Annotated in this window: 18 protein-coding genes; 13 read left to right on the forward strand and 5 right to left on the reverse strand. The window is 60.4% G+C overall.

Annotated elements, in window-relative coordinates:
• Window positions 1–279: 279 nt before the first annotated feature.
• The 5 genes from ACTHQS_RS20305 to ACTHQS_RS20325 all read right to left on the reverse strand — a co-directional run bounded on the left by ACTHQS_RS20305 (window position 280) and on the right by ACTHQS_RS20325 (window position 5,395).
• Window positions 280–2,409 (reverse strand): OmpL47-type beta-barrel domain-containing protein, encoded by a 2,130-nt coding sequence (locus ACTHQS_RS20305; protein ID WP_440172501.1) that lies wholly within the window; start codon window positions 2,407–2,409, stop codon window positions 280–282.
• Window positions 2,406–2,894, reverse strand: coding sequence for a hypothetical protein (locus ACTHQS_RS20310; RefSeq protein ID WP_440172503.1), 489 nt, complete (start codon window positions 2,892–2,894; stop codon window positions 2,406–2,408). The genes ACTHQS_RS20305 and ACTHQS_RS20310 overlap by 4 nt, the downstream gene beginning before the upstream one ends.
• Window position 2,895: 1 nt before the next feature.
• On the reverse strand, window positions 2,896–4,032 hold the full coding sequence (locus ACTHQS_RS20315) for a COG1470 family protein (RefSeq protein ID WP_440172505.1): 1,137 nt from the start codon (window positions 4,030–4,032) through the stop codon (window positions 2,896–2,898).
• A 77-nt stretch (window positions 4,033–4,109) separates the two neighbouring features.
• Window positions 4,110–4,565 carry a hypothetical protein gene (locus tag ACTHQS_RS20320; RefSeq protein ID WP_440172507.1) on the reverse strand — a complete coding sequence of 152 codons (456 nt, stop codon included), beginning with the start codon at window positions 4,563–4,565 and terminating at the stop codon, window positions 4,110–4,112.
• 368 nt (window positions 4,566–4,933) lie between these two features.
• Complete coding sequence (locus tag ACTHQS_RS20325) at window positions 4,934–5,395, reverse strand: Lrp/AsnC family transcriptional regulator (protein ID WP_440172532.1); 462 nt, start codon at window positions 5,393–5,395, stop codon at window positions 4,934–4,936.
• Between the two features lie 160 nt (window positions 5,396–5,555).
• Here ACTHQS_RS20325 and pdhA point away from each other — a divergent pair, with 160 nt between their 5' ends.
• The 13 genes from pdhA to ACTHQS_RS20390 form a co-directional block, all read left to right on the forward strand.
• On the forward strand, window positions 5,556–6,782 hold the full coding sequence (pdhA, locus tag ACTHQS_RS20330) for a pyruvate dehydrogenase (acetyl-transferring) E1 component subunit alpha (RefSeq protein WP_440172509.1): 1,227 nt from the start codon (window positions 5,556–5,558) through the stop codon (window positions 6,780–6,782).
• Complete coding sequence (locus ACTHQS_RS20335; protein ID WP_440172510.1) at window positions 6,779–7,891, forward strand: alpha-ketoacid dehydrogenase subunit beta; 1,113 nt, start codon at window positions 6,779–6,781, stop codon at window positions 7,889–7,891. The genes pdhA and ACTHQS_RS20335 overlap by 4 nt, the downstream gene beginning before the upstream one ends.
• A 2-nt stretch (window positions 7,892–7,893) precedes the next feature.
• Window positions 7,894–9,423: a dihydrolipoamide acetyltransferase family protein gene (locus ACTHQS_RS20340; protein ID WP_440172512.1), complete on the forward strand. Its 1,530-nt coding sequence runs from the start codon at window positions 7,894–7,896 to the stop codon at window positions 9,421–9,423.
• A 555-nt stretch (window positions 9,424–9,978) separates the two neighbouring features.
• Window positions 9,979–11,157 (forward strand): DegT/DnrJ/EryC1/StrS family aminotransferase, encoded by a 1,179-nt coding sequence (locus tag ACTHQS_RS20345; protein WP_440172514.1) that lies wholly within the window; start codon window positions 9,979–9,981, stop codon window positions 11,155–11,157.
• The gene (locus tag ACTHQS_RS20350) at window positions 11,154–11,744 is read left to right on the forward strand and encodes a sugar transferase (protein ID WP_440172516.1); all 591 of its coding nucleotides are present in this window, start codon (window positions 11,154–11,156) and stop codon (window positions 11,742–11,744) included. The genes ACTHQS_RS20345 and ACTHQS_RS20350 overlap by 4 nt, the downstream gene beginning before the upstream one ends.
• A gap of 341 nt (window positions 11,745–12,085) precedes the next feature.
• Window positions 12,086–13,024: an NAD-dependent epimerase/dehydratase family protein gene (locus tag ACTHQS_RS20355; RefSeq protein ID WP_440172518.1), complete on the forward strand. Its 939-nt coding sequence runs from the start codon at window positions 12,086–12,088 to the stop codon at window positions 13,022–13,024.
• A complete protein-coding gene (locus tag ACTHQS_RS20360; protein ID WP_440172520.1) occupies window positions 13,024–14,241 on the forward strand; it encodes a glycosyltransferase family 4 protein in 1,218 nt (405 codons plus the stop codon). Before ACTHQS_RS20355 ends, ACTHQS_RS20360 begins: the two co-directional genes overlap by 1 nt.
• A 377-nt stretch (window positions 14,242–14,618) precedes the next feature.
• Window positions 14,619–16,649 carry an asparagine synthase (glutamine-hydrolyzing) gene (asnB, locus tag ACTHQS_RS20365; protein WP_440172522.1) on the forward strand — a complete coding sequence of 677 codons (2,031 nt, stop codon included), beginning with the start codon at window positions 14,619–14,621 and terminating at the stop codon, window positions 16,647–16,649.
• Between the two features lie 298 nt (window positions 16,650–16,947).
• On the forward strand, window positions 16,948–18,216 hold the full coding sequence (locus ACTHQS_RS20370) for a nucleotide sugar dehydrogenase (protein ID WP_440172524.1): 1,269 nt from the start codon (window positions 16,948–16,950) through the stop codon (window positions 18,214–18,216).
• Between the two features lie 529 nt (window positions 18,217–18,745).
• The gene (locus ACTHQS_RS20375; RefSeq protein WP_440172526.1) at window positions 18,746–19,798 is read left to right on the forward strand and encodes a glycosyltransferase; all 1,053 of its coding nucleotides are present in this window, start codon (window positions 18,746–18,748) and stop codon (window positions 19,796–19,798) included.
• 1,224 nt (window positions 19,799–21,022) lie between these two features.
• A complete protein-coding gene (locus tag ACTHQS_RS20380; RefSeq protein WP_440172534.1) occupies window positions 21,023–21,166 on the forward strand; it encodes a hypothetical protein in 144 nt (47 codons plus the stop codon).
• 348 nt (window positions 21,167–21,514) lie between these two features.
• Window positions 21,515–22,987, forward strand: a complete 1,473-nt coding sequence (locus tag ACTHQS_RS20385) for a glycosyl hydrolase family 28-related protein (RefSeq protein WP_440172528.1) — start codon at window positions 21,515–21,517, stop codon at window positions 22,985–22,987.
• Window positions 22,988–23,354: 367 nt separating this feature from the next.
• Window positions 23,355–23,751 (forward strand): YveK family protein (locus ACTHQS_RS20390; RefSeq protein ID WP_440172530.1); only part of this gene is annotated, 397 nt, incomplete at its 3' end.

Here is a 23,751-nt window from a genome sequence, read left to right on the forward strand (position 1 = left end):
CAGGCTATCTGGGTGGCGAGGTGGAGGCTGCGGGGCGAAACCGAACATACGTGTCGGTAATGTGGCATAAGGGAACAGCATCTCCACAGGAAGGTAGACCGATCATGCTCAACGGTGGAAGCTTAGGGGCCAACATCGGGGCCTTGGTGGCAGTAGGCGTCGCCGTGTACATCGTCCTGGTGGTCCGCCGGCGGAAGTGAGGCTCCCCTCGTAAATGCAGGTCGCCCTGCAGCCGGATGGACTGCAGGGCGACTGCTGCGAAGGATGAGCAGTACGGCTTTAGAATCGGTACGCTGTGGTCCCGGAGAAGGGTCCTGTTCCGAGGGAGTTTCCAGCCAGGTCGGTCAGGCCCGTGCCTGGGGTGTAGGCGGGGACGTCCCCGGTTGCCGTCGTCCCGGAGGTGGCCGCGGTTGATTTACCGAGCTTGATAGAGAGGGTCGTAGACCCGTTCCAGGTGACCGTGCTCGCGTTGTTTCCGTTGCCGTTGAAGCTGAGAGCGCCTGCCGAGCCGTACGCGGCGTTGTTCCCCAGGAAGATGGAACCTACGTTAAGTGACGGGCAGGAGGTGCTTGAGACTGTCAGCACATTGGCCGTACTGACCTTCACTGTGATGTCGCCATTACCGCTGAGCGTCTGTGCGTTTTTGGTGGTCCAGCCGGAGCAGATCTTGCTTGGGTCCATGGGTTCCGAGAACTGGATTGTCAGTGAGTCGCCCTGTTCTGCTTTGCCCAGGCCTTGGGTACCACCGCCGTTCGAGAGAGAGACTGTTGAGGTCGGAACTTTGGTGTCCATCGTGACTGTTGCAGAAACGGTTGTGCTGTTGCCGGCGGCATCGTTGGTGGTCGCCGTCGCAGTAACAATCACGACAGGACTGGTGGAGCTATCCTTCAGCTCAGATAGATTGAGTGATCCCGTAGTCCACGTTGCGCCGGATGCTGCTCCCGGGATGGTGGTGGTGCCGTCCGTGACGCTCACACTCACAGGCAAGCCTGAATCGGTAGTGCCACTGAAGGCATAGTTGTTGACGTTGCCCGCCAGGATATTTAGCGGCGTATTGAGCGTGAGGGAGACGTTAGTATCCCTGATGTTAGTAGTTGTAGCCGGGCTGCTGCTGTTGCCTGCGCCGTCCGTAACCGTAACTGTATAGGCGACGGAGCCGTCGACCATACCGGAAGTAGAGCCAAGGTTGAGGGTGAGCGACCAAGCGCCGTCAACCGTAGTCACCGTCCCCTGCGCAGTGCTGCCGGCAGAGTCCTTCGCGACTATGTTGAGGGTTGAACCAGCCTCAGCGGAGCCTTTCACGAGCACGTTATTGAGGTTTCCGCTGAAGACGTAGGGTGGAACGGTTAGGCCTGAAGCCGCATCAGGGACATTGGTGTCCTTCGTGCTCGTGGCGATCCTGGCTGCGCCCGTGTTGCCGGCGGCGTCCGTTGCGGTGGCCCTGTACGCCACGGCTCCCTCGTTGAGGCTGGTCAGGTCCAAGCTGGCCGTCCACTTGCCCGTGCTGTCCGCGGTGGGCGTAGCAGCCGGAGTTGTGTGGGCAGAACCTGCGTCGGTGGCAGTGAGTGTGATCTTCGCATTCGCCTCGGCGGTTCCGGTGACTGTCACCCCGGCAACTCTGGCCAGGTTTACGTACTGCGGTACGGTCAGTCCCGGAGCCGCGGGAGCCTGGGTATCGATATTGACCGGCTGGCTCGTCGCCAGTCCGGAGTTCCCCACCTTGTCCGTCGCGAAGTAGGACACCGTGTGCGTTCCATCCCCGGCAACCGGAATGGTGGCGACGGCCGCGTTCACCGTCTGCTGCGCGCCGTCGACGGAGTACGTAATGGAGGCGACGCCGGAACCGTTCGTGCCGTCGTCGGCCGTGATGGTTACGGTGACGGGGCTGGTGTTGTTCCAGCCGGCGTTGGGAGTGGGCGAAACGGAAACTGACGCAGTGGGCGGGAGGGTATCGCTGCTGATGCCGTTGCTGCGCGGGCTTTCGGCCCCCGTCCAGAGCGCGATGGCCGGGGTAACGGTGTAGTACCAGGTGCCGCCCGGAACGTTCTGCTCCGTGCAGGTGAGTGTGGTCACGCTTCCCGCGCAGCCGTCCGTCGCCGGGATGGCGGTCCCGCCGGTGGCGGTTGAGTAGCGGGCCACCGTGTAGCCGGTGGCGGCCCGGCCGTTGACGGTGGTCCCGTTGGCCCAGGTGACCGAGATTGCAGCGGCGTTGGCGTTGACGGCTGGCTTGGAGCCCGGCGTCAGGGCGTCGGCAGCCGCGGCCGCTTTGCTGCTGCTGGTGGTGGAGGCCCAGAAAGCGTAGGCGGTGCCCGAGCCGAGCAGGAGCAGGATCGCGGTGATGATCCATGCGAGCCTGCGGGACGGGCGGCGACCGACGAAGAGTGATGGGTTGCGGGCGGCGAGGCTCATTTGCGGACCTCCGCCGTCACTGGAACGCTGAACGTTGCGCCCTGGCAGGCTGCGAGCGAGGTGGTATCCATGGTGGCCGCTCCGGGGAGGGTGATGAGTGCTGACGAGTTCGCGGCAACGTAGGTTGCGGGGGTGAGAGGGGCGGCAGTCCCGGTGAAGCTGACGCCGGTGGTGGTGCAACCGGGGTGGGCTGCGTCGGCCGCCGCAGGGCCGTTGCCGGTGACGCTGAAGACCTGCACTGAGTAGGGGTTGGGGTTGGTCAGGCGGAGGACGACGTCGGCGCTGCCGCCCGGGAAGAGGGCCGACCTGGGGTTGTCCCCGGCGACGAGGGCATCCACGGTAACCGGCTGCATGGTGCCGGCGGCTGCCGATCCGCTCCCGGCACCTGTGCCGCTCCAGAAGGCGTAGGCGGTTCCGGCGCCGACGGTCACGAGGAGTCCGGCGAAGGCAGCTGCCTTGAAGCCATGGCTTCTTGTGGGTGTCATCTCAGTTCCCCTGTCCTGATCCTGAGTAGCTGAGCTGGAGGGTGACGCCCTTGCAGCCGTCCTGGTTGCTGGATGTGTCCAGCATTCCCACCCGCGGCCAGGCGGTCTGTTCGACGTTGAGCCCCTGCAGGGAACCACCCGTGGCCGGCACTGCCAGCGGGTAGGGGCCGCTGTACTGGGTGACGGTGAAGTCGGCCGGCGTGCAGGGCAGGTTGCCTGCCACCGCGGCCGCGCTCCTGGTGACGCCCGCGACGGCGACCGAAAGGTTGGTCAGCGACAGCGGCTTGTTGATGGGATTGCTGATCTGCAGGTTCAGTGCCGCCGAGGTGCCGGGCGACAGGGTGCCGGGAACGTTCCCGGAGATGCCAAACTGTTTGATGGTGGAGTCCAGGACCAGCTGAACGTTCGCGTAGGCGTATTGCGCCTTCCCGGAGGAGTCCTTGCCGGTGCCCACCAGGTAGAGGCTGGAGGTTCCGGTGGGGGAGGCGTTGGGGGTGACCACCTGGAGAGTGGTGGAGTTCCCGGTGGCCGGGTTAGGCGAGAACGATGCGGTGGCTCCGGCCGGCAGGCCGCCCAGGACGCTGAAGGTAAGGGGTCCGCTGAGGTTGCTGCGGCTGAGCTGCAGCGTATAGACGGCGGTGGCACCCGGCGGAATGGTGACGGAGTCCGGGGTGGCAGTCATCGAGAAGGAGCTGGAGATTTTGTAGTTCACCGTGAGGCTGGCCGTCGCGCTGCCGGAGACCTTGCCGCTTGTGGCGGTAATGGTGATTGAGCTGGTGCCCGCCGGTGTCGTTGCGGCGGTGGTGGCGTTCAGGGTGGCCGTTGCGGTGCTGCCGGAGTTGAGGCTGACGGACGACGGCGAGAAGGTGACGCCTGCGCCGGCCGGAAGTCCCGCGGCGGCCAAGTTTACCGTGCCACTGAATCCGCCGGTGGAGGTCAGGGACACCGTGTAGGAGGCTGACTGTCCCTGCTGGACGGACTGGCTTGCGGGGGAGACCTGCACCGTTATGCCTGGCTTTGGATTGTTTGCCGCCGCGATCAGCGATCCGGCGCCGGCCAGCAGCAGCACCAGTGCCACCAGCGCTGCCTTGATTCCGATCCGCCTGCGACGCCGCGCATGCCCGTCCTGCTCGTGCACCCTGTGCCCCTCTTTCTTCGGTGCAAATGACGGCAGGCCGGGGGGCGGATTCGCACCGCCCCCGGCCCGCTCGCTTGTTAGTGGCTGGCTACCGTCACCGTGATGGTGGCGTTCTTGCAGGCGTCCTGGTTATCGGTTGCGCTGTCGTTGAGTGTTAGGGTTCCGGTTCCCAGAGGGGTGGCTTTTGCATTGCCATCGACGGTGGTGGTGCCGGTCGGGGCCGTGGCCGAGAACCATTTCGGGAGGCATTCTGCGTTGCTGGTGGTCACCACCGGATCGGCCAGCGTCACAGGGGTTTTGCTGGAGTTCGGGTTGGTGGCCGTGTAGGTGATGGTCTTCGGCGTACCCGGCGCGACGCCCGGGTCCACGGTCACGTTGATCGTGACCGGGGAGGTGCCTTCCGATGCAGTAGCAGAGCCGTTGCCACTACCCGTGGTGCTCCAGTAGGCGTAAGCGGCACCGCCGCCGACGGCCACCAGCGCGGCGGAAGCTGCAACAGCGGCGATCTTGTTCTTCTTGGTCATTTTGCGCATGGAGAGACTCCTTGAATGTGTGATTGAGAACCCGTTCCCCCATTGGTGGCTCCATCCAGGTGCCTTCCGGTGGATCGATGACCCAATATTTGCCGGAGCGAAATAGGTGCAACAACAAGTACCGGTACCCGAGTTTCTGAAACCTCAAGAAGCCGGGTACTCGGTAAGCGCTGCCACTACCTGCGCTCTCAACGCTGCGTTGCCCCGGAAATTTCTCTGGACATCCCGAAGATTCGGAGCGAAAAGGGCCAACCCAAGTAGTAGTCCCCGCTGGCTTCGGGTACTACTGTGGAGCGCTCACATTGAGCAAATCTTGAGTACCTTTAGCGTCCAATATCCCGAATGAGTCCTGCCCCCGGACCCCGCTCCTACCGCGTGTCCACGTCCTCGAAGACAAGGAACGTCTGGGTATCGAGCACGCCGGGCATGGTCTGCAGTTGGTCGAAGATGACGCGGCGCAGATCGATGTTGTCCACGGCGCGGACCAGCAGGATTACGTCGAAGTCGCCGCCAACCAGCGCGATGTGGTGCACCTCGGGGATGGCGCCCAGCTGGTCGCGGAGTTCCCGCCAGGAATCCTGCTTCAGCTTCAGCGTCACGTAGGCGGAGGACTTCAGGCCCGCCTTGATGGGATCCACCAGCGCCGTGAACCGCGTCAGCACCCCGTCGCCGGTGAGCCGGGCAATCCGGGAGTACGCGTGGGCCCTGGAAATGTGCACGTTCTCGGCCACCTGCGTCACGGACATCCGGCCGTCCCGGGTCAGCTCGGCGATGATGCGCCGGTCGATGTCGTCCAGTGGAACTTCGGCAGCGGCAGCCTTGCCCGGCATTTTGTCCACGGCTCCCGTCGGTAATCCACGTCACAGTTACAAATCGTCTCCCATAGTAGGCACTTCTGAGCAGCTTCTCCACGATTCGCACAGGTGCTGGATACGAAACCTGCCTCAGGGCAATACTGGGAGGGAATAGTGGCTACCGAAGGACGGACCAATGACGATCTCCGCAGACCACACCGCGCCGGACACCACCAGCACTGCAACGCCAGAGAATGCGCTGACGGAAGCTGTGAAGAAGTTCGGCATCACGGTGGAGGACTACATGCTCCCCGCCCGGCACCAGATCCAGATGGTGGACCCGGACGGCCGGCTCAAGCCCAAAGGCGAGCAGGGCACCCAGCCCGGCCACGAATACCCCGTGCCCGGCGACAAGGAACTGCTCGAAGCGTACGAACAACTCGTCGTCGGCCGCCGCGTCAACGACCAGAACTCCGCCCTGGTCCGGCAGGGCCGCATGGCCGTCTACCCCTCCAGCCATGGCCAGGAAGCGTGCCAGGTGGCCGCCGCCCTGTGCCTGTCCGACGGGGACTGGATGTTCCCCACTTACCGCGACGCCGTGGCTGTGATGACCCGCGGCGTGGATCCCGTGCAGGTGATGACCATCTTCCGCGGCGACTGGCACGGCGGGTACGACCCCCTCAAGTACAAGGTGGGCATCCAGTGCACCCCGCTGACCACCCAGCTGCTGCACGCCGTCGGCGTGGCCCACGCCGCCAAGCTCCGCGGCGAGGACACCGTGGTGCTGGCCATGTGCGGCGACGGCGCCACCAGTGAAGGTGACTTCCACGAAGCCCTGAACTTCGCCGCCGTCTTCCATCTGCCCGTTATCTTCTTCGTGCAGAACAACAAGTACGCCATCTCGGTGCCGCTGGCGCACCAGTCCGTGGCGCCGTCGCTCGCGCACAAGGCCGTGGGATACGGCATGGCGGGCGAACGCGTGGACGGCAATGACGTCGTCGCGCTCCTCGCCGTCCTGGACCGCGCCGTGAAACTGGCCCGCGAAGGTTCCGGGCCGCTGCTGGTGGAAGCCAACACGTACCGCATGCAGGCCCACACCAATGCCGACGACGACACCCGCTACCGGGAAAGCGCCGAGGTCGCGGAGTGGCGGGCCAAGGACCCCGTCAACAGGATGCGGGTGTATCTGACCGAGCGCGGGCTGTTGGACGACGACGGCGAGTCCCGGATCGCCGCCCACGCTGAAGCGGTTGCCGCGCAGCTGCGCGAGGGCCTCGGCGAGGACGTCCCCGTGGACCCGCAGGAGCTCTTCCGCCACGTGTTCGCGGTGCAAACCCCGCAGCTGAAGGAACAGTCCGCCATGCTCGCCGACGAACTGGCCCGCGACGCAGCAGCTACTGATTCGAAGGAGGCCGGCAAGTGAGCCCCACCATCACCACCTCGTCCGAGGCCAACGGCAACGTTTCTGCCGCCACCGCCCGTGCTGCAGCTTCGGCCGCCGCGTCCGCCGAGGCCGCCGGGCCGCAGCCGGTCACCATGGCCAAAGCCCTGAATACGGCCTTGGCCGACGCCATGTCCGCCGACTCCTCCGTCCTGGTGTTCGGAGAGGACGTGGGCATGCTGGGCGGCGTCTTCCGGATCACCGACGGCCTGACCGCGACCTTCGGCGAGCAGCGCTGCTTCGACACCCCGCTGGCCGAATCCGGCATCGTGGGCATGGCCGTGGGCATGGCCATCAACGGGATGCGGCCGGTCATCGAGATGCAGTTCGACGCGTTCGCCTACCCGGCCTTCGAACAGATCGTCAGCCACGTGGCCAAGATGCACAACCGCACCCGCGGGATGGTCAAACTGCCCATGGTGATCCGCATCCCGTACGGCGGCGGCATCGGGGGAGTGGAGCACCACTGCGACTCCTCCGAGTCCTACTACGCCCACACCGCCGGGCTGAAGGTCTACACCCCGGCCACCGTGGCGGACGGCTATCGGATGCTCCGCGAAGCCATCGACTCGGACGATCCGGTGGTCTTCATGGAGCCCAAGAAGATGTACTGGACTAAGGACTCGGTGGACCTTTCGGAACTCCGGCGCCTCCATGAGGAAGGTACGACGGCGGGACTTGGCTCAGAGGGGCGTGCCGCCGTCGCCCGTCCCGGCACCGACGCGACGCTGATTGCGTACGGTCCGTCCGTGCCCACCGCGTTGGCTGCTGCCGAAGCGGCTGCGTTGGAAGGGCGCTCGCTGGAGGTGATCGACGTGCGAACCATCGTCCCGTTCGACGACGAGACCGTGTCTGCGTCCGTCCGGAAGACCGGGCGGGCAGTGGTGATCGCCGAGGCGCACGGTTTCGCGTCCGTGTCCTCTGAAATCGTGGCCCGGGTCCAGGAGCGCTGCTTCCACTATCTGGCCGCCCCCATCCGCCGCGTCACCGGATTCGACGTCCCGTACCCGGCACCCAAACTCGAAAAGTACTACCTGCCCGGCGTGGACCGCATCCTCGACGCCGTTGACGACCTTCAGTGGGAGAACTGACCATGAGCGAACCACGCGTGTTTTTGTTGCCGGACCTGGGCGAAGGCCTCACCGAAGCCGAACTGGTGGCCTGGCATGTCTCTGTTGGTGACGAGATCGCCGTCGACCAGCCCATCGCCGAGGTGGAAACCGCCAAGTCCGCGGTGGAGGTGCCGTCTCCGTACGCCGGGATCGTGGCCGAGCTGCACGGGAAGCCGGGGGAGACCCTGGACGTGGGGAAGCCGTTGATTTCGGTGACGCCCCTGGGTTCTCCGGTTTCCGACGCGGAAGATGCCGCCCCCGCCCCTTCGCCGGACGACCATGCTGCAAGCAGCATGTCGTCCGGCTCCGACAGGCCCGATGCCACTCCCGGGGCGGCATCATCCGCGCCGGCTGCGTCGGCGGCGGCCGCCGAAACCTATCGGGAAGAGGAAAAAGCTGGATCGGGGAACGTGTTGATTGGTTACGGTACTCCCGGTGGGCACGGCCAGGCGCGGCGCACCCGTGCCCGGAAGACCGCCGTCGCCCTCGCTGAGCCCGCTGAACCAAAGCCCGTCGAGGATGACCTCACCCTCCTGCGCACCCGCGTGCCCGGGAAGCTTGGCGCTGTGATCTCCCCGCTGGTCCGGCGGATGGCGCGGGAGCACGGCGTGGACTTGGGGGACATCTCCGGTTCCGGCGACAACGGGCTGATCATGCGCCGTGACGTGGAGGCCGCCCTGGGGACGGCATCGCCGGCAGCCGCGCCTGCGACAGCGCCCGCGGCAGCGCCGGAGGCGAAGCCGCTTGAGACGCCGAAGCGTCCTGTTGAATCAGCCGAAGCCCAGGGCCGCGACGCGCGGACGGGGCTTGCCGTCTCCGCCCGCACCCCGGTCCGCGGGGTGCGCAAGGCCGTTGCCGCGAACATGGCCCGCAGCCGGTCCGAGATTCCGGAAGCAACGGTGTGGGTGGACGTGGACGCCACGGCGCTGATGGAGCTGCGCGAGGGACTGAAAGCCAACGGCGCCGAGGTCCCCGGTCTGTTGGCCTTCATCGCCCGGTTCGTCACGGCGGGGCTGAAGAAGTACCCGGAACTGAACACCCGCATCGAGACTGCAGACGACGGGTCGCAGGAGATCGTCGCATTCGACGGCATCAACCTGGGTTTTGCGGCGCAGACCGACCGAGGCCTGGTGGTCCCCTCGGTCCGTGGGGCCGAAAAGCTCAGCGCCAGGGAGCTTGACGCGGAGATCCGCCGGCTGACGCAGGTGGCCCGCGGCGGCAAGGCGACCCCGGCTGAGCTGGGCAGTGGAACGTTCACGCTGAACAACTATGGCGTGTTCGGCGTCGACGGCTCAGCCGCGATCATCAACCACCCGGAGGTGGGGATCCTCGGCGTGGGCCGGATCATCGACAAGCCGTGGGTGGTCAACGGTGAGCTGGCTGTACGCAAGGTCACCGAACTGACCCTGACTTTCGACCACCGGGTCTGCGACGGTGGCACGGCCGGCGGCTTCCTCCGCTTCGTGGCCGACGCCATCGAGAACCCGGCGTCGCTCCTGGCGGACATTTAGGCGGGGCCGAAGGCGGCTTCGTTGAGCACCGACGACTGATTGCCCTCAGAATCCAAAATTGGACAAGCCTCGCGTCAGCTTCTCGCCAGCGGTGCCGTTGTTGTCGCTAATGACGCTCAAAGGCTTCCTGGAGGCCACCCGCAAATTAGGGTGGATCCCCAAGCCACGATCCAGAGGTCATCCCAGTGCCCGATCGTTTAGCGCGCCTAAGCCGAATGAATAGGTTTAGCGAACGAACTGATGAACACGCTAGCAATTGCTGCCGCTGTGGAAGATACTTGTGTAGCCCTGATGCCAAAGGAGGCGATCGCTTGGACGCTGATTCTTGTGCGCGACCGGGATCGAGAGTTGTTCCGTATTCCCCTTTGTCAGCGCCAGCCGCTCCATCGCTTCGGCATCATGCCCTACCAGCTGACCCAATCCATCGTGTCGGGCACCGATGGCGACGTACAGTCCCCCACGAAAACGCACGTTCGCTTGCGGCAACGATCGACCACCTCACCTACCAGGTACTCGGACAACCCTTACGGACCGATGTGCGGGAGATTGACGAACATGGATGACCACCAGCTTGGCGAAACAGCTGCTCCTTTCCTCCCTTTCGCTTTGCCCGACATCGGTGATGAGGAAATTGCTGCCGTGGTCGACTGCCTGCGTTCGGGCTGGGTCACAACCGGTCCGACTGCACGTCGTTTCGAAACGGCCTTTCGCGACTACCTCGGTGCCAACGTTCAGGCGATTTCCGTCAACTCGGCCACGGCAGGACTGCACCTGGCGTTGGAGAGCCTCGGCATCGGGCCGGGCGACGAGGTCATCGTGCCGACCCTTACCTTCACCGCTACCGCCGAGGTGGTGCGCTACCTCGGCGCCCAGCCGGTGCTGGTCGACGTCGACAGCTCTACGCTGAACATGGACGCCAAGGCCGTCGAATCCGCGATCACTGCGCGCACTCGCGCCATCGTCCCCGTCCATTATGCCGGCATGGCCTGCGACATGGACGCCATTCTTGCACTGGCGCGGCACTTTCATTTGCACGTAGTCGAGGACGCGGCACACGCCTTTCCAACCCGCTACCAGGGCCAGCTGGTCGGCACCCTGGACAGCGACATCACAGTCTTTAGTTTCTATGCCAACAAAACCATGACGACTGGCGAAGGTGGAATGGTGGTGGTGCGCGATCCCGAGCTGGCGCGCCGTATTCGCCTTATGCGGCTGCACGGCATCAGCCAGGATGCATTCGACCGCTACGTGTCGAAGACGCCGGCCTGGTACTACGAGGTCGTGGCGGCCGGTTTCAAGTACAACCTGACCGACATCGCCGCGGCCATCGGCATCGAACAATTGCGCAAGATCGACAGGTTCCTCGATCGGCGCCAGGTCCTGGCGGCGCGCTACGATGCTGCACTGGAGCAGCTGCCTTTGGTCCTGCCTCCCCGCCCACAGGGCACGAGCACGCACGCCTGGCACCTGTATGTTGTGCGCGTGCTGGATGTCGCGCCGCTGCGCCGCGACGAGCTCATCCTGCGGTTGTCGGAACTGGGTATCGGCACCAGCGTGCACTTTATCCCTCTGCACCGCCAGCCCTACTGGCGCGCGAACTGCGCGTCCGAACCTGAACGCTTCCCGGTCGCGGAGGCCGCCTTTGGCGCGATGCTCACCCTACCGCTCTATACCCGCATGCTGGACGCCGACCAGGAGCGCGTCATCCATGCCCTTCGTGCGCTGCTGTCATGATCAAGCGTGTCTTCGACTTGTGTACGGCCACGATCGGCGTGCTGTTCTTGTCACCGCTCCTAGCCGGGATCGCACTCTGGATTCGGCTCGATTCGCCGGGACCGGTGCTGTTCCGCCAAGTTCGGGTCGGGCGGCACGGCAAGCTATTCCACATACTCAAGTTCCGCACGATGTCGGTGCAGCCAACCCCGCAGCGCCTCCTGACCGTCGGATGTGATAAGCGCATCACACGGGCCGGCCACTTCCTGCGCAAGTACAAGCTCGACGAATTGCCGCAGCTGTTCAATGTGGTCCACGGTACGATGAGCCTAGTGGGCCCGCGACCGGAAGTGCCTCGCTATGTTGCCTGCTACCCGCCCCGCGAACGTGATCTGGTGCTGTCGGTCAAGCCTGGCGTGACCGACTGGGCATCGATTCTGTACAAGGATGAGAGCGCCATTCTTGGGCAGGCGCCGGACCCCGAACAGGCCTACATCGATACCATCCTGCCCGCCAAGCTTGAGTACTACGTTCGCTATGTTCGCGAACGCAGCTTTTGGGTCGATCTGCTCATCATTTTCCGCACCTTGCGCGCCATCGCGCGATGAATCCGTTGGTCCGAAATCGTCGTTTCTCCACCTCAGCAACCTGGTGGCGTTGCTGCTTGCCAGTGCAATGGCCGCCTAATGGTCGCAGGGCGACTCGGTAAAGGGTGGTACCAATTAAGCGTTTTGCGGCGGTGAATCGAACGGACTCTCGCCGAGTAGTGGGGGGTCCCGAAAACGGGTAGTTCCTACGCTGGTTTGTCTCAGTTCGGGGAATCTAGCGTTTCACCATGAGGATTCTCCGGGTGAACATTCGTTCCGTGTTCTTAGGGCAGTTGCATGGATGAGTGCGCACGTCCGTGGCTTCGGCGTCGGCACAGGCAAGTTACTCCCCAGGAGCTGCGTTGAAAGTTCTAGTCACTGGCGGGGCGGGCTTCATTGGTTCGAATCTTGTGGCCTACTTCAATCGCCGAGATCCTGCTATCGAGGTGAGTGTGATCGACGATCTGAGTACCGGCCGGATTGAAAACTTGGATGGTCTCGAGGCTACCTTCAGTAAAGGGTCCATTCTTGACTACGAGTTGCTCCGTGATGTCACTCGCGGGGTCGACGCTGTCATTCACTTGGCGGCGATTGGAAGTGTTCCACGTTCCGTAAATGCGCCCCGACCGAGCCATGATGCCAATGCCACTGGTACTCTAAACGTTCTTGAAGTGGCTCGTGAGTGTGGAACCTCGCAGGTGACTGTAGCTTCCTCGAGCTCGGTTTACGGCAGCAACAAGGCTCTCCCCAAGTCTGAGTTTGACTGGACGCGGCCAATGAGCCCATATGCAGTGAGCAAGCATGCAACCGAGGGCTACACCATCGCCTATGGGTTCTCATATGGGATGAAGACCCTTGCGTTCCGATTCTTCAACGTCTTTGGCCCTGGGCAGCCGGCAAACCATGATTACGCGGCGGTCATTCCACGCTTTTTGGACGCAGCGATTAACGGCCGACCAGTCACTGTGCACGGGGACGGGCTTCAGTCCCGCGATTTTACCTACGTCAGGACCGTATGCGCGACTATTTTTGACGCCGTCCAGCGAGGTATCTACTCGCTGGATCCGGTTAATCTTGCCTTTGGCACTAACACCACACTTATGGATTTGCTTGGACGCATGGAAGTGGCATTAGGCCACAAAATTGACGTGCAGCACGTTGAGTCCAGACCCGGAGATGTACGCGCCTCGCAGTCCGACGGTCGGCGAATCAGGGAACTCTTTCCGACCATCACTCCCGTAGACCTCGATGAGGGACTTGCTAAGACCATCCAATGGTTTCAAGGCGAGCAGGTGAGTTAGTGGCACTACACAAACGCAAGATTTTGCTTGGCGTCACCGTCGACATATCCCTCGGTCTAATGGACGGGTTCCCGCAGTATCTTTCCAGCCGCGGTTGGGACGTCCATGTCGTTAGCTCGCCCGGCCCGCTATTGGACGAGCTGGATGACAAACCAGGCATAACCACGCATCGCATCGTGATGGCACGTAGGCCAGCACCCATTGCGGACCTCGTAGCCTTAGGTCGGTGGGTCCTTCTTTTGCAACGTATTAGGCCCGACATTACCTCTGTGGGGACTCCGAAGGCCGGTCTTCTCGGTGGAATCGCGGCCTGGCTCACTCGAGTCCCGACTCGTATCTACCTGCTGCGCGGCCTTCGTTTAGAGACTGCTGAGGGCATCAAATTCAAGATGCTTATGTTTCCGGAAAAATTAGCATTCGCTACCGCCCACAAGGCTCTGGCCGTGAGCCAGAGTTTAAGAGCCCGGGCCGTCGGGCTGGGTCTGGTCCCCTCCGAGAAAGTCATCGTCCTAGGTGCAGGAAGCTCCAACGGCGTGGATCTTCTTCATTTCAAGTCAATAGAACCTAAAACACAGCGCGGTTGTGGCGCGAACAGGGATAGCCTCGCCATGACGCTCGGGCTGGACTTCAACGTCCCCGTAATAGGATTTGTCGGCCGGTTGACAGTCGATAAAGGTCTAGCGCAATTAGCCAAGGCTCGAGACATTTTGCATAGCAGGGGAGTAGACCACCAGTTGTTGATCGTCGGAGGAGTCGACGATTCCGAGGCACCAGCCGCTCTGCAAGCGTTGGAGCGTAGCGGCCGGTATCCAAGCCTAACGGGCTATGTTCGTGATACCGCACCCTACTACCGTCTAATGGACCTCTTGTGTTTGCCGACCCGCAGGGAAGGCTTCCCCAACGTTGTCTTGGAAGCTTCTGCCACAGGCGTCCCTACAGTAACAACCGATGCAACTGGGGCGGTCGACTCAGTTATAGACGGCGAAACTGGGATTATCACCCAAATGGACTCGGCGCTTGAGTTGGCGGATGCCCTGGCCATGCTAATCGAAGATCCCAGCCTCCGGAAAAGGATGGGAGAAGCCGCCAGGCAACGGGCTCACGATTATTTTCGGCAGCCACTTGTTTGGGGCCTACTGGAGGAGTTTTACGCCCGGTCGCTTCTTTTAGAACCGGCCGACGACGTTGAAACTACCCTGAGGAGCGCTGAATATTGAGGGAACCCCAACGATCTCCTCTGGTTCCATTGCAATACGGCGCCACACTTCGGCCAGTGTCAGTAAACGAGCTCGACTCGTTTAGAGGTTGCGCACCCGTGAAAAGCCGGAAGTACTCGCGGGCACAGACTAATCAAGTCCGGACGTTGCTTTCGCGTTCAACGAAGAAGGCAAGAGTTGGGCTGTGTCTTCATCTTGCCAGCCTGGCTCTGCGGAGGAGGGCACCCGCGGTGGCGTCGGTTGGGTCCGACAATTTCGGGCTATGCGAATTGGTGTCGCCGACCGCGGCAGTAATGAACCATGGCCGGCCGGGTGGCTGCGGCGACGGGATCCCTAGGCAAAATCGATAACACAGACAGGCAGGATTTAGGGCAGCGATGTGCGGAATCAGCGGATTTTACGAGAGATACTCGGTCCAACCGAGGGCTGATGTGGCAGCAGCAATGACTGCACGAATCCGTCATCGGGGGCCGGATGCTAGCGGAGTCTGGGTGGATGAGGCGGCAGGCGTCGCACTGGGGCACCAAAGGCTGTCCATTCTGGATCTGAGCCACGCAGGTGCCCAACCCATGGTCTCTGCTGACGGAGCCTTTGTAATTGTGTTCAATGGCGAGGTCTACAACCATGCTGATCTGCGCACCTTGTTGGACGCCGAGAAGACTATTGCATGGCGAGGTCATTCGGACACGGAAACAGTTCTCGAGTGCTTCGCCGTTTGGGGAATTGAGCGGACACTGAGGGCTTGCGAGGGAATGTTTGCACTCGCCCTTTGGGACAGATCAAGTGGTTCTTTGACGCTGGCCCGCGATCGTTTCGGTGAGAAACCTCTCTACTTTGGTTGGCAAAGAGAGACGTTTCTTTTTGGTTCAGAATTGAAGGCGCTGAAAGCTCATCCCGCATTCGAAAATGAAGTCAGTCGAGACTCCTTGTGTCTCCTGCTTCGGCATAACTGCATCCCGGCTCCATATTCAATCTACAGAGGTGTGTATAAGCTTCGCCCAGGGCATTATCTGACTCTGACGCACATTGCTCTAGAGGAGCTGCTGTCACCCGAGCCGGTTCCATACTGGCAGTTCAGCGAACTTCTTGGCCAGGGGCAGATTGAACCATTCATTGGTAGTGATGCTCAGGCAACGGATGCGTTGGAAACCGTTTTAGGGGCCAGTGTGCTGCGGCAGATGGCTGCCGATGTGCCCTTGGGCGCGTTCCTGAGCGGGGGTGTGGATAGCAGCACGGTCGTTGCACTTATGCAGGCTTTGGGGGCGCGGCCGGTCAAAACATTCACCATCGGTTCGTCCAGTTCACAGTACGACGAGTCCCTTCATGCGAAGGCTGTGGCTCAGCACTTGGGTACCGACCATACAGAGCTCATATTGCGGCCGGAAGATGGTCTGAACATTATTCCGGCACTGCCTTCCATGTATTGCGAACCATTCAGCGACAGCTCACAAATCCCGACCTTCTTAGTCAGTGAACTCGCTAGCAAGCACGTGAAAGTCGTCCTAACTGGCGACGGTGGCGACGAAGTCTTCGGCGGCTATAACCGCTATTTGGCCGCTCGCACGGTGTGGTCGAGTATCGCCCGTCTCCCGTCGCCCCTGCGGCGAGTTACTGCCGCTGGGCTCTCGACAGTCCCACCCGCTGCGTGGGACTCGCTTTCTGAAAAATTCAGCAACCTATTGCCCAAACGGCTGCATATGACCACCCTAGGCGATAAAGCGCAGAAGTTAGCCGGAGTGTTAAATACCGCTAGTGAGGCAAACTACTACCGCCAGCTCACCAGCCATTGGGACGATCCGGCGAGGGTTGTTCTGGGCGGTGCTGAACCGGCGACGATAATGACCGACAGACGACAGTGGCCCCAAAAATCCGACTTTGTGGAGTGGATGATGGCGATGGATACGCTGACGTACTTGCCCGACGACATTTTGGTGAAAGTTGATAGGGCGTCCATGGCTGTGAGCCTGGAGTCGAGGGCACCCATGTTGGACCCATCCGTTATTGAGCTTGCGTGGCGTATGCCAATCGATAAGAAAGTGAGGGGGGGAGAAGGGAAATGGTTGCTTCGACAAGTGCTTTACCGGCACGTACCCAAACGGCTTATCGAACGTCCCAAAATGGGGTTTGGATTGCCCCTTGACAGCTGGCTCAGGGGCCCGCTTCGTGATTGGGCTGAGTTGCTGCTTAACGAGGAACGATTGCGACGGGAGGGATACTTTCGCCCTGAAGTAGTCCGAGGCATATGGTCGGACCATCTTGGGGGCAAGCGCAACCACCAACATCAGTTGTGGACCATACTCATGTTTCAAGCCTGGTTGGAAGAGCAAGAAGAGACCAGCCAGAGTCGCAACCTTTTCCCTGAAAAAAGCGGTCCTCTTCCCATGAGGGGGCATGAAGAGGGTGGCTAGAGAACCCGCAGTCGAGTCCATTTTGCCACCCCTCAGACATCTGCATCGCAACTCAAGGCGAAAACCGATGCCACCTTCGTCAGTTCCCGCCCAAGGTGGCAAAAGCCATTGGAGGGCAGGACCAGGCCGGCTTCACCCTCGAATGGTGCCATTATCGTTGAAAAAACAATAAATCCGCCGCCGTAACCAGGCCGCAAATTTGCACTTGTAAACACAAAAGTGTCATCAAAAGCAGCGACCAATACTTGTAGCCTGGAATTGTTTAGACCGATAATTCAAAACTGATTGGAAATCAATTATGGCTACCGAGCAGGAAAAAGTCGTTATAGTCGGTCAGGGTTATGTTGGCCTACCTGTGGCCATTCGGGCGACCGAAGTGGGTTACGACGTCGTTGGTGTGGATGTGGACAAGCGCCGAATCGATCAGCTGTCTGCCGGTCGCTCGTACGTTGACGATATCAATGAGGAAACACTGCGGACGGCGCTCGCATCCGGACGTTATTTAGCCACTACTGACTATCGGGAGGCTGCTGGCTTCGACATCGCCGTGATCACAGTTCCCACACCTCTGCGTGAGCACCTTCCAGACTTGACTTTCATCGAAGAATCGGCGAGATCATTGGCCGTTCTCGTGCGGGCCGGCGCGACTGTCGTTCTCGAGTCCACGACGTATCCAGGCACAACAGAAGAACTTCTCGTCCCGATACTGGAGGAGGGCTCAGGGCTTGAAGCCGGAAAAGACTTCTATGTAGGCTACAGCCCGGAGCGGATCGACCCAGGTAATAAACGCTGGGGGTTCGTCGAAACCCCGAAGGTCGTTTCGGGTATTAATGCCCAGTCGTTAAAAAGAGTTCAAGCTTTTTATGGAAGGCTTGTCAATCAGACAGTTCCCGTCCGCGGTCCGAAGGAAGCCGAATTGACAAAGCTCTTAGAAAACACCTTCAGGCACGTAAACATAGCCTTGGTGAACGAGTTGGCAATCTACGCGCATCAGCTCGGCGTGGACATTTGGGAGTCCATTGAAGCGGCGTCGTCAAAGCCATTCGGATTTATGAAGTTTACCCCTGGGCCCGGCGTTGGAGGGCACTGCCTGCCAGTGGACCCGAGCTATCTGTCATGGCAGGTCCGCCGCAAGTTGGGACAGAACTTTCGGTTCGTCGAACTTGCGAACGACGTAAATGACCATATGCCGGACTACGTCGTCCAGCGACTGATGCTAATGCTCAACAGCGATCAGCGTTCCATTTCTGGATCTACTGTCCTGCTGATTGGACTGGCTTACAAGAAGAATACCGGGGATATTCGCGAGGCCCCTTCCCTCCGCCTCATTGAACTACTTCTTGGCGCAGGGGCAAAACTCATCGCAGTGGACGAGCACATTGAGGCGCACCGCTGGCCCCCAGGAGTAACAAAGGTAGCCCTCGATGAGGCTGCAGTCTCAGCGGCCGACATTGCGGTTCTCATCACGGATCACGACGATCTCGACTTGACCTTGTTAGCCTCTTCATATCTTCCCCTACTCGACACCAAGAACAAGTTATGTTTTGACCACATAGAAAAATTGTAACTAAGGGGCAGTTCATACAATTCGGTGGGGCCACCGAAGCATCGACACCCTTCATAACCAGCGACGCCACCGTAAGCGTCAGGGCTCCAGCTGGTCCCAAGCATATTCGGCCGGGTTCTCGCCCCCGGTTCTGATGGCCACGCAGGCGCAGTCGGAACAGGTAGTGGCATAGGCGACAGAACGAGACTGTTGTCCTGACTGCTATTGCGTGGGGCATAAAGACTTCAGGCCCGGTGTTTTGGCGTCGATTTGCTGACCATAGAAATTGGGGGGGGGGGGGCAACTGTAACCGGTGCGAATGACACCTCCCGGCTTAGCCTAATAGAAAAGGATTTCTTAGCGTCTATGTGGTTCTTCATGTATGCATATATCGCTGTCTAAGGGTAGCCATATTGCTTTCTCAAGTAAGTGGGCCGGTTTTATTTTACATTTGCGGGTGGATAAGGTCCCGGCGCCTGGGCGAGTGTCATTGTTTATCATGGCAGCTCGAGGGACAAGCGGCAGGCACTGCATTCGAAAGGAAAGTGCGTTGGCAACAAAAGACGGAAACCCCCTTGTTACTGTAGCCACGTATGGAGTTACCGGTGGTAGCGCTAGAGTGCGAATTCATGACTGGCTGCATTTCCTAGATATCGAGGCGGTCCATCATGACTACCTAGGTGGCGGCGAAAACGGGTTGCGGAGCATTATCCGAGGGCTTCCAAGACTGGTCCATGCCGAGTTAAATTTGAGGAGGCTCGCCAGGGAAGTAAAGACGTCGACTCTTCTCCTGAGTAGGGAGGCATCGCCTTTCAGCAATGGAGGACTGGAATCATCTCTGTTAACGGGCGCTAGTCGTAGCATTTACGACTTCGACGACGCCATCTTTGACACTCATGCTCGTGGACCCAGAAAATTATGGAACAAAGCAAAGGTGTGGTCCGCCGCGATAACAGCAGCCGACGTGGTTATCGCCGGCAACGAATATCTGGCCGAACATGCGGCGAAGCTTCGCGCGGACGTCGTCATTATCCCGAGTTGCGTGAATCCACCAGACTATGTTCCGAAATCTGACTATGCCCTGGCCGAGGTGCCGACCTTAGTCTGGATGGGATCACCTGCAACTGAGCCCTATTTGCAGCAAATCACTGAGCCCCTATTGGCGGTTCACTCTGAAAGAAGTATACGACTGCTCGTAGTCAGCGCTGGAAGTAGGTCGCTTGGTGAACTAGACAAAATTGTCGAGCGGGTGGCTTGGTCACCACAGAGCTTCGGGTCGGTCCTGGCGCAAGCAGATATAGGCATCATGCCGTTGGACGACTCCTTATACGCTCGAGGTAAGTGCGCTTACAAGCTGCTTCAGTACGGGGCGTCAGGATTGCCCACCGTTGGAAGCCCTGTGGGAGCGAATCGCGGAGTCTTGGAAGCTATGGGCGGACGCTACGCCACTACAAAACAGGATTGGGAGCAGGCTCTTCTAGACCTCATTGCGTCCGAGGATGCCGACCGATCAGCGTTAGGAAAACACGCGCGGGATGTTATTAGCGAGAAGTACAGTTTCGACCACTGGGCCGGGGTCTGGCGGAGCTCGACGGGGATCTGATCGATGTCGAAGTTGATCGTTTGATGACAAGTTCCGCGCTTTCTACATCGAATCGGTGACGGCGCAGTCTAATTGCCGTCAGTTCAAGGACGGGAGTTAGCTTTTATGGGTTGGGCAGCGCCGGCGGCTTGTGCCACCCATGGCAACCTGATCGAAGGGGCACACGGACCCGACGCGTCTTAGTGCTGCTTCGCGGTTGGAGTTCCCTGTGCTGGCACGAAAGCCTGCGGCAACCTGTCGTCTTGACCACAGGGACTACCAAGACTGCTGCCGTAGTTCCGCCCGCGAGGCCCTGGCAGCGGCACAAAGCCCTCTTCCTTCTTTTCCCTAACGCCCGCATGAACTCAGCTTCATAACGCGGCTCAGCTAACCCGCCGGGAGAATTTAGACTGTCCGCCCTCGAGGTAGTTGGACCAGTTTGATCCTGCCGTAGAACGTGAGGAGCACTACGGGCGCGCTCGCCGTCGTGCCCTGCTCTTCGTGGTTGGTGGGGAAATGAGTTCGTGTCGTTGAAGACAATGGGGCGCGTGGACTTGCTGGGATGAGTGTGTCTAGCATTCAACTTCGAACAAGACCCCGAGCCTTTGAACGAGCCTACCGGGGTTGCAGCCGACGCTGCGACTATCGTCTTCAACCTGCCGGCTTTCATGTCAATTTCCACCAGCATTACCGCCGGCCGCCGGCAAGTCGTCATTGAAACCGACCAGCCACTGGGCTGCCCGAGCTGCGGTATCGACGCCTCCCCACGGAAGGAACGTCGCTGGATGTGGCTTCCGTGCACTGCTGTTGCGGTTGATCACTTCCACCTGGTCTCGCTGGTTAACCAGCCCGTGACGGAGACCGGGCAGAATCTCTGCCAGCAGGTCAAGGGCCGACGCGGTCGGGCCGTCGATACGCCCTGGCCGACCATGCTGCTGCCTGGTCGCGATACGCTCAGCTGCAGGGCAGCGGCCAGGCTCGAGGAAGTCTTCGCCGTCGATGATCCGACCTGCACCCTTCGGGCGGTCTGGAAGGTCAAAAAACTACTCCGGTCCTGCGCGCCGGTTCTCTGGAGGACGCCGCGGCAGCGAAGACAAAGCTCGAGGTGCTCGTCAAGGCGGCAGCCCGGACCGAGGCGAACAGGCTCTACCGCGCCGTCTGCAGGTGGTTGAAAGAGATTGAGGTGCTGATTATTACCGGGCTACGACCGGAAAAGTTGAGGCCAACAACACAGCGATCAAGAACATCAAGAGAACCGCCCGCGGGTACCGCAACGCCGCCAACTTCAGATCGCTAATTCTCTTGAGAAGTGCCGTCCGGTGGCGGCATGCCGCTCATTCCAGGAATCCATTTCCCCACGAACCACGAAGAGCCTACTACCCACGTTAGGTATCCGGGGGTCTGAGTGCGTTGCTCCTCGATAACGGAGTCGCTCGAAGACGGCAACCTCCGGTAAAACGCCTCCCGACCAAGCGTGTGATCACGCACCGGCGCGCATTCCTAGTGCTGTACGGGCTTCAACGCCGATAGGCCAGCGGTACGGGCTAGTCCCCTACATCCTCAAGTTAGGGGTGCCCAAGCACTGGCCATCCTTGATAATTAAGCATGAAAGGCAAGCGATATTGGTACGCGGACATCCGCCGCTCACGCCCCACACGTGGCGATAAGCCGAATTCCATAACCAGGAGTATCTTCCCCTGTCGCGTTCCCCGAAGTTGTAATCCAGAGGAGAGAAGGATGGACCGTCCAGACCGCACTTCAGCGACCGCTCCGTCGTCAGGGCTCCCCCGCCGCGTGATCCTTGCCGGAGCCGCGGCCTTCGCTGGCATCTCCGTGGCAAGCGTTGCCGCCTTACGGAAACCCTTGCACGAGGATGCCGTGCCTACCGGCAAGGACGAACTCGTGCTCAACGTCCAGAACTACGGCGCTACGGGCGGCGGCGCGGTTGATGACAGCGCATCTATTCAGGCTGCTCTCAATGCCGCTGGTCCTGGCACTACCGTCTTCTTTCCTGCCGGAACGTACCTGTGTCGCAAGGTTGTGGGTACAGGAAAATCGAACGTCACCTTCCGAGGCGTACCAGGAGCCTCCACTTTGCATTACAACCGCGCTGGCGCCGGCGAGGTAGATCCCATTATCGGCTGGAATCTGACCGCCAACCCGTCTGAAAACGACAGCGGAATTACTTTCACTGACCTCATATTTGTGGGTGCTGGAAAGCTTAGCCAGAATCAGGCACTTCTGCACATGTCCGCGGTCAATGGACTTGTAGTGAGCAATTGCCAGTTCCTCAACATGCAGGGCGATGCTATTACCATCGCCCGCACTGGCGTCGGAGGAACGGATACCGGAGTCCGTAATCGTGACGTGCGCATTTTCAACAATCTGTTTGACGGCGTGAACTACGCCGGACGGAATGGAGTAACTGTCATAGCCGGTGAGAACGTTCTTATCGAAGGAAACACCTTTACCCGGCTTGCGGCCCCGACCATGCCTGGTGCTATCGACGTGGAACCGAACGTATTCGACACAACGGCAATCTGCAACGACATCCGGATCATCAACAACACCTTCAAGGACTGTGGCGGCTTCGCAGCCGATGTCGGCGTATCGCTGGTGCCGCCCACCTTCACGTCGAAGCGCTGGGAGGTTGCTGGGAATACCTTCTCCGGATCGAAAGCAGCGGCTTTTAAGTTCGAGTGGCACGATCACCGGGCTGCAGACACAGACCCTTACATCGACATTCACGTCCACGACAACATCATCAATGCCCCTGGCGCGGGTAATACCGGGCCCGGATTCATCCTGAACGGCTTGCTCGGCGTCCGTATAGAACGGAACACTTTTAGCTCTTGGCCCGGCGAAATTGTTCGTTTGGGCTACGAAAATACCGGCACGATGAAAGACGTCAGTATCTTGGGTAACAACTTTGCAGACTGCGGGACATCCTCCGGTTACGTCATCAACATCAATGTGGGCGACCGAATTACCGTCGACGACAACAGTATCGTCAAAAACGGAACGGTACAGGACGCATTTATCCTGGTTGCGGGTACTGGCGCCACCTCGGAATTGAATGTACGGAACAACGTCGGCAAGAACGTGGGCACACTCCTAAGGCTTGGGACTGGCACGATCAAAACCTCGACGAATAGTTTAAGCGGAAACGTCGGCTTTGCCAGCCTTCTACGGAGCCCCGCCGGTACGTAGGGGATTTTGGATCCGGTTCCAGTTATCAAGCTTCCAGCAGGTTCGTATTCGGCGCAGTCTCGAGGAGTGTCGGCATACTGGGTTGACGGCACCAAACTTGCCCATTCTGTAGATACGGAGGCCAGCAAATCCGATACTTCTTGAGACTTAACAAACCCGCCGCGCAATAGCCGGGGGATCGACGGCACCAGGGGCGGAGCGCACGTCGCCGACCAGACGTACCCAGTCCCGACGACCTGCATTATTACAGCTGACGTCTGAGGCCGTCGTAGGTATTCTTGCCATGTGGCATACTCCGATTCGGAGATGGTGTCCAGCTTCTTTCGGTTGAAACGGAGTTGCTTTTGCGACGGACAAGGCTGGCGAAATGATGGAGTTGAAAGACTGGGTACATGTCATTCGACTGCGGTGGCTCGCCATCCTGGTCTCCACCCTCATCGGGCTGTCGCTAGCGGCGGGGTACACTTTTCTGCAGACCCCTCAATATCAGGCGAAAACCCAGCTTTTCCTATCGGTGATTGGGGCCGCCTCTGCGACGGACGTGTCCGAAAGCAATGCTTTTGCGGAAAAGCGGGTTGCGTCGTACGTTAGCTTGGCAACGAGCGCTAAGGTGCTCGGAGCCGTTGCCAAAGAACTTGATTTGAGTGGGGGAGCTCAGGCACTCGTAGGCAAAGTCACGGCCACCAGGCCTGAGGAGACTGTCATCATTATCCTGACGGCGACCGACCCGGACCCGAATCAAGCTGCGAAGATTGCAAATTTGT

It is taken from the genome of Arthrobacter sp. SAFR-044, from assembly GCF_051965175.1.
Lineage (GTDB): Bacteria > Actinomycetota > Actinomycetes > Actinomycetales > Micrococcaceae > Arthrobacter.

Bases quoted from the DNA above. Each gene is read 5' to 3' on its own strand.
- ACTHQS_RS20305 (WP_440172501.1), bottom strand. From the start codon at position 2,409: ATGAGCCTCGCCGCCCGCAACCCATCACTCTTCGTCGGTCGCCGCCCG.
- ACTHQS_RS20310 (WP_440172503.1), bottom strand. From the start codon at position 2,894: ATGACACCCACAAGAAGCCATGGCTTCAAGGCAGCTGCCTTCGCCGGA.
- ACTHQS_RS20320 (WP_440172507.1), bottom strand. From the start codon at position 4,565: ATGCGCAAAATGACCAAGAAGAACAAGATCGCCGCTGTTGCAGCTTCC.
- ACTHQS_RS20325 (WP_440172532.1), bottom strand. From the start codon at position 5,395: ATGCCGGGCAAGGCTGCCGCTGCCGAAGTTCCACTGGACGACATCGAC.
- pdhA (WP_440172509.1), top strand. From the start codon at position 5,556: ATGACGATCTCCGCAGACCACACCGCGCCGGACACCACCAGCACTGCA.
- ACTHQS_RS20340 (WP_440172512.1), top strand. From the start codon at position 7,894: ATGAGCGAACCACGCGTGTTTTTGTTGCCGGACCTGGGCGAAGGCCTC.
- ACTHQS_RS20345 (WP_440172514.1), top strand. From the start codon at position 9,979: ATGGATGACCACCAGCTTGGCGAAACAGCTGCTCCTTTCCTCCCTTTC.
- ACTHQS_RS20350 (WP_440172516.1), top strand. From the start codon at position 11,154: ATGATCAAGCGTGTCTTCGACTTGTGTACGGCCACGATCGGCGTGCTG.
- asnB (WP_440172522.1), top strand. From the start codon at position 14,619: ATGTGCGGAATCAGCGGATTTTACGAGAGATACTCGGTCCAACCGAGG.
- ACTHQS_RS20370 (WP_440172524.1), top strand. From the start codon at position 16,948: ATGGCTACCGAGCAGGAAAAAGTCGTTATAGTCGGTCAGGGTTATGTT.
- ACTHQS_RS20385 (WP_440172528.1), top strand. From the start codon at position 21,515: ATGGACCGTCCAGACCGCACTTCAGCGACCGCTCCGTCGTCAGGGCTC.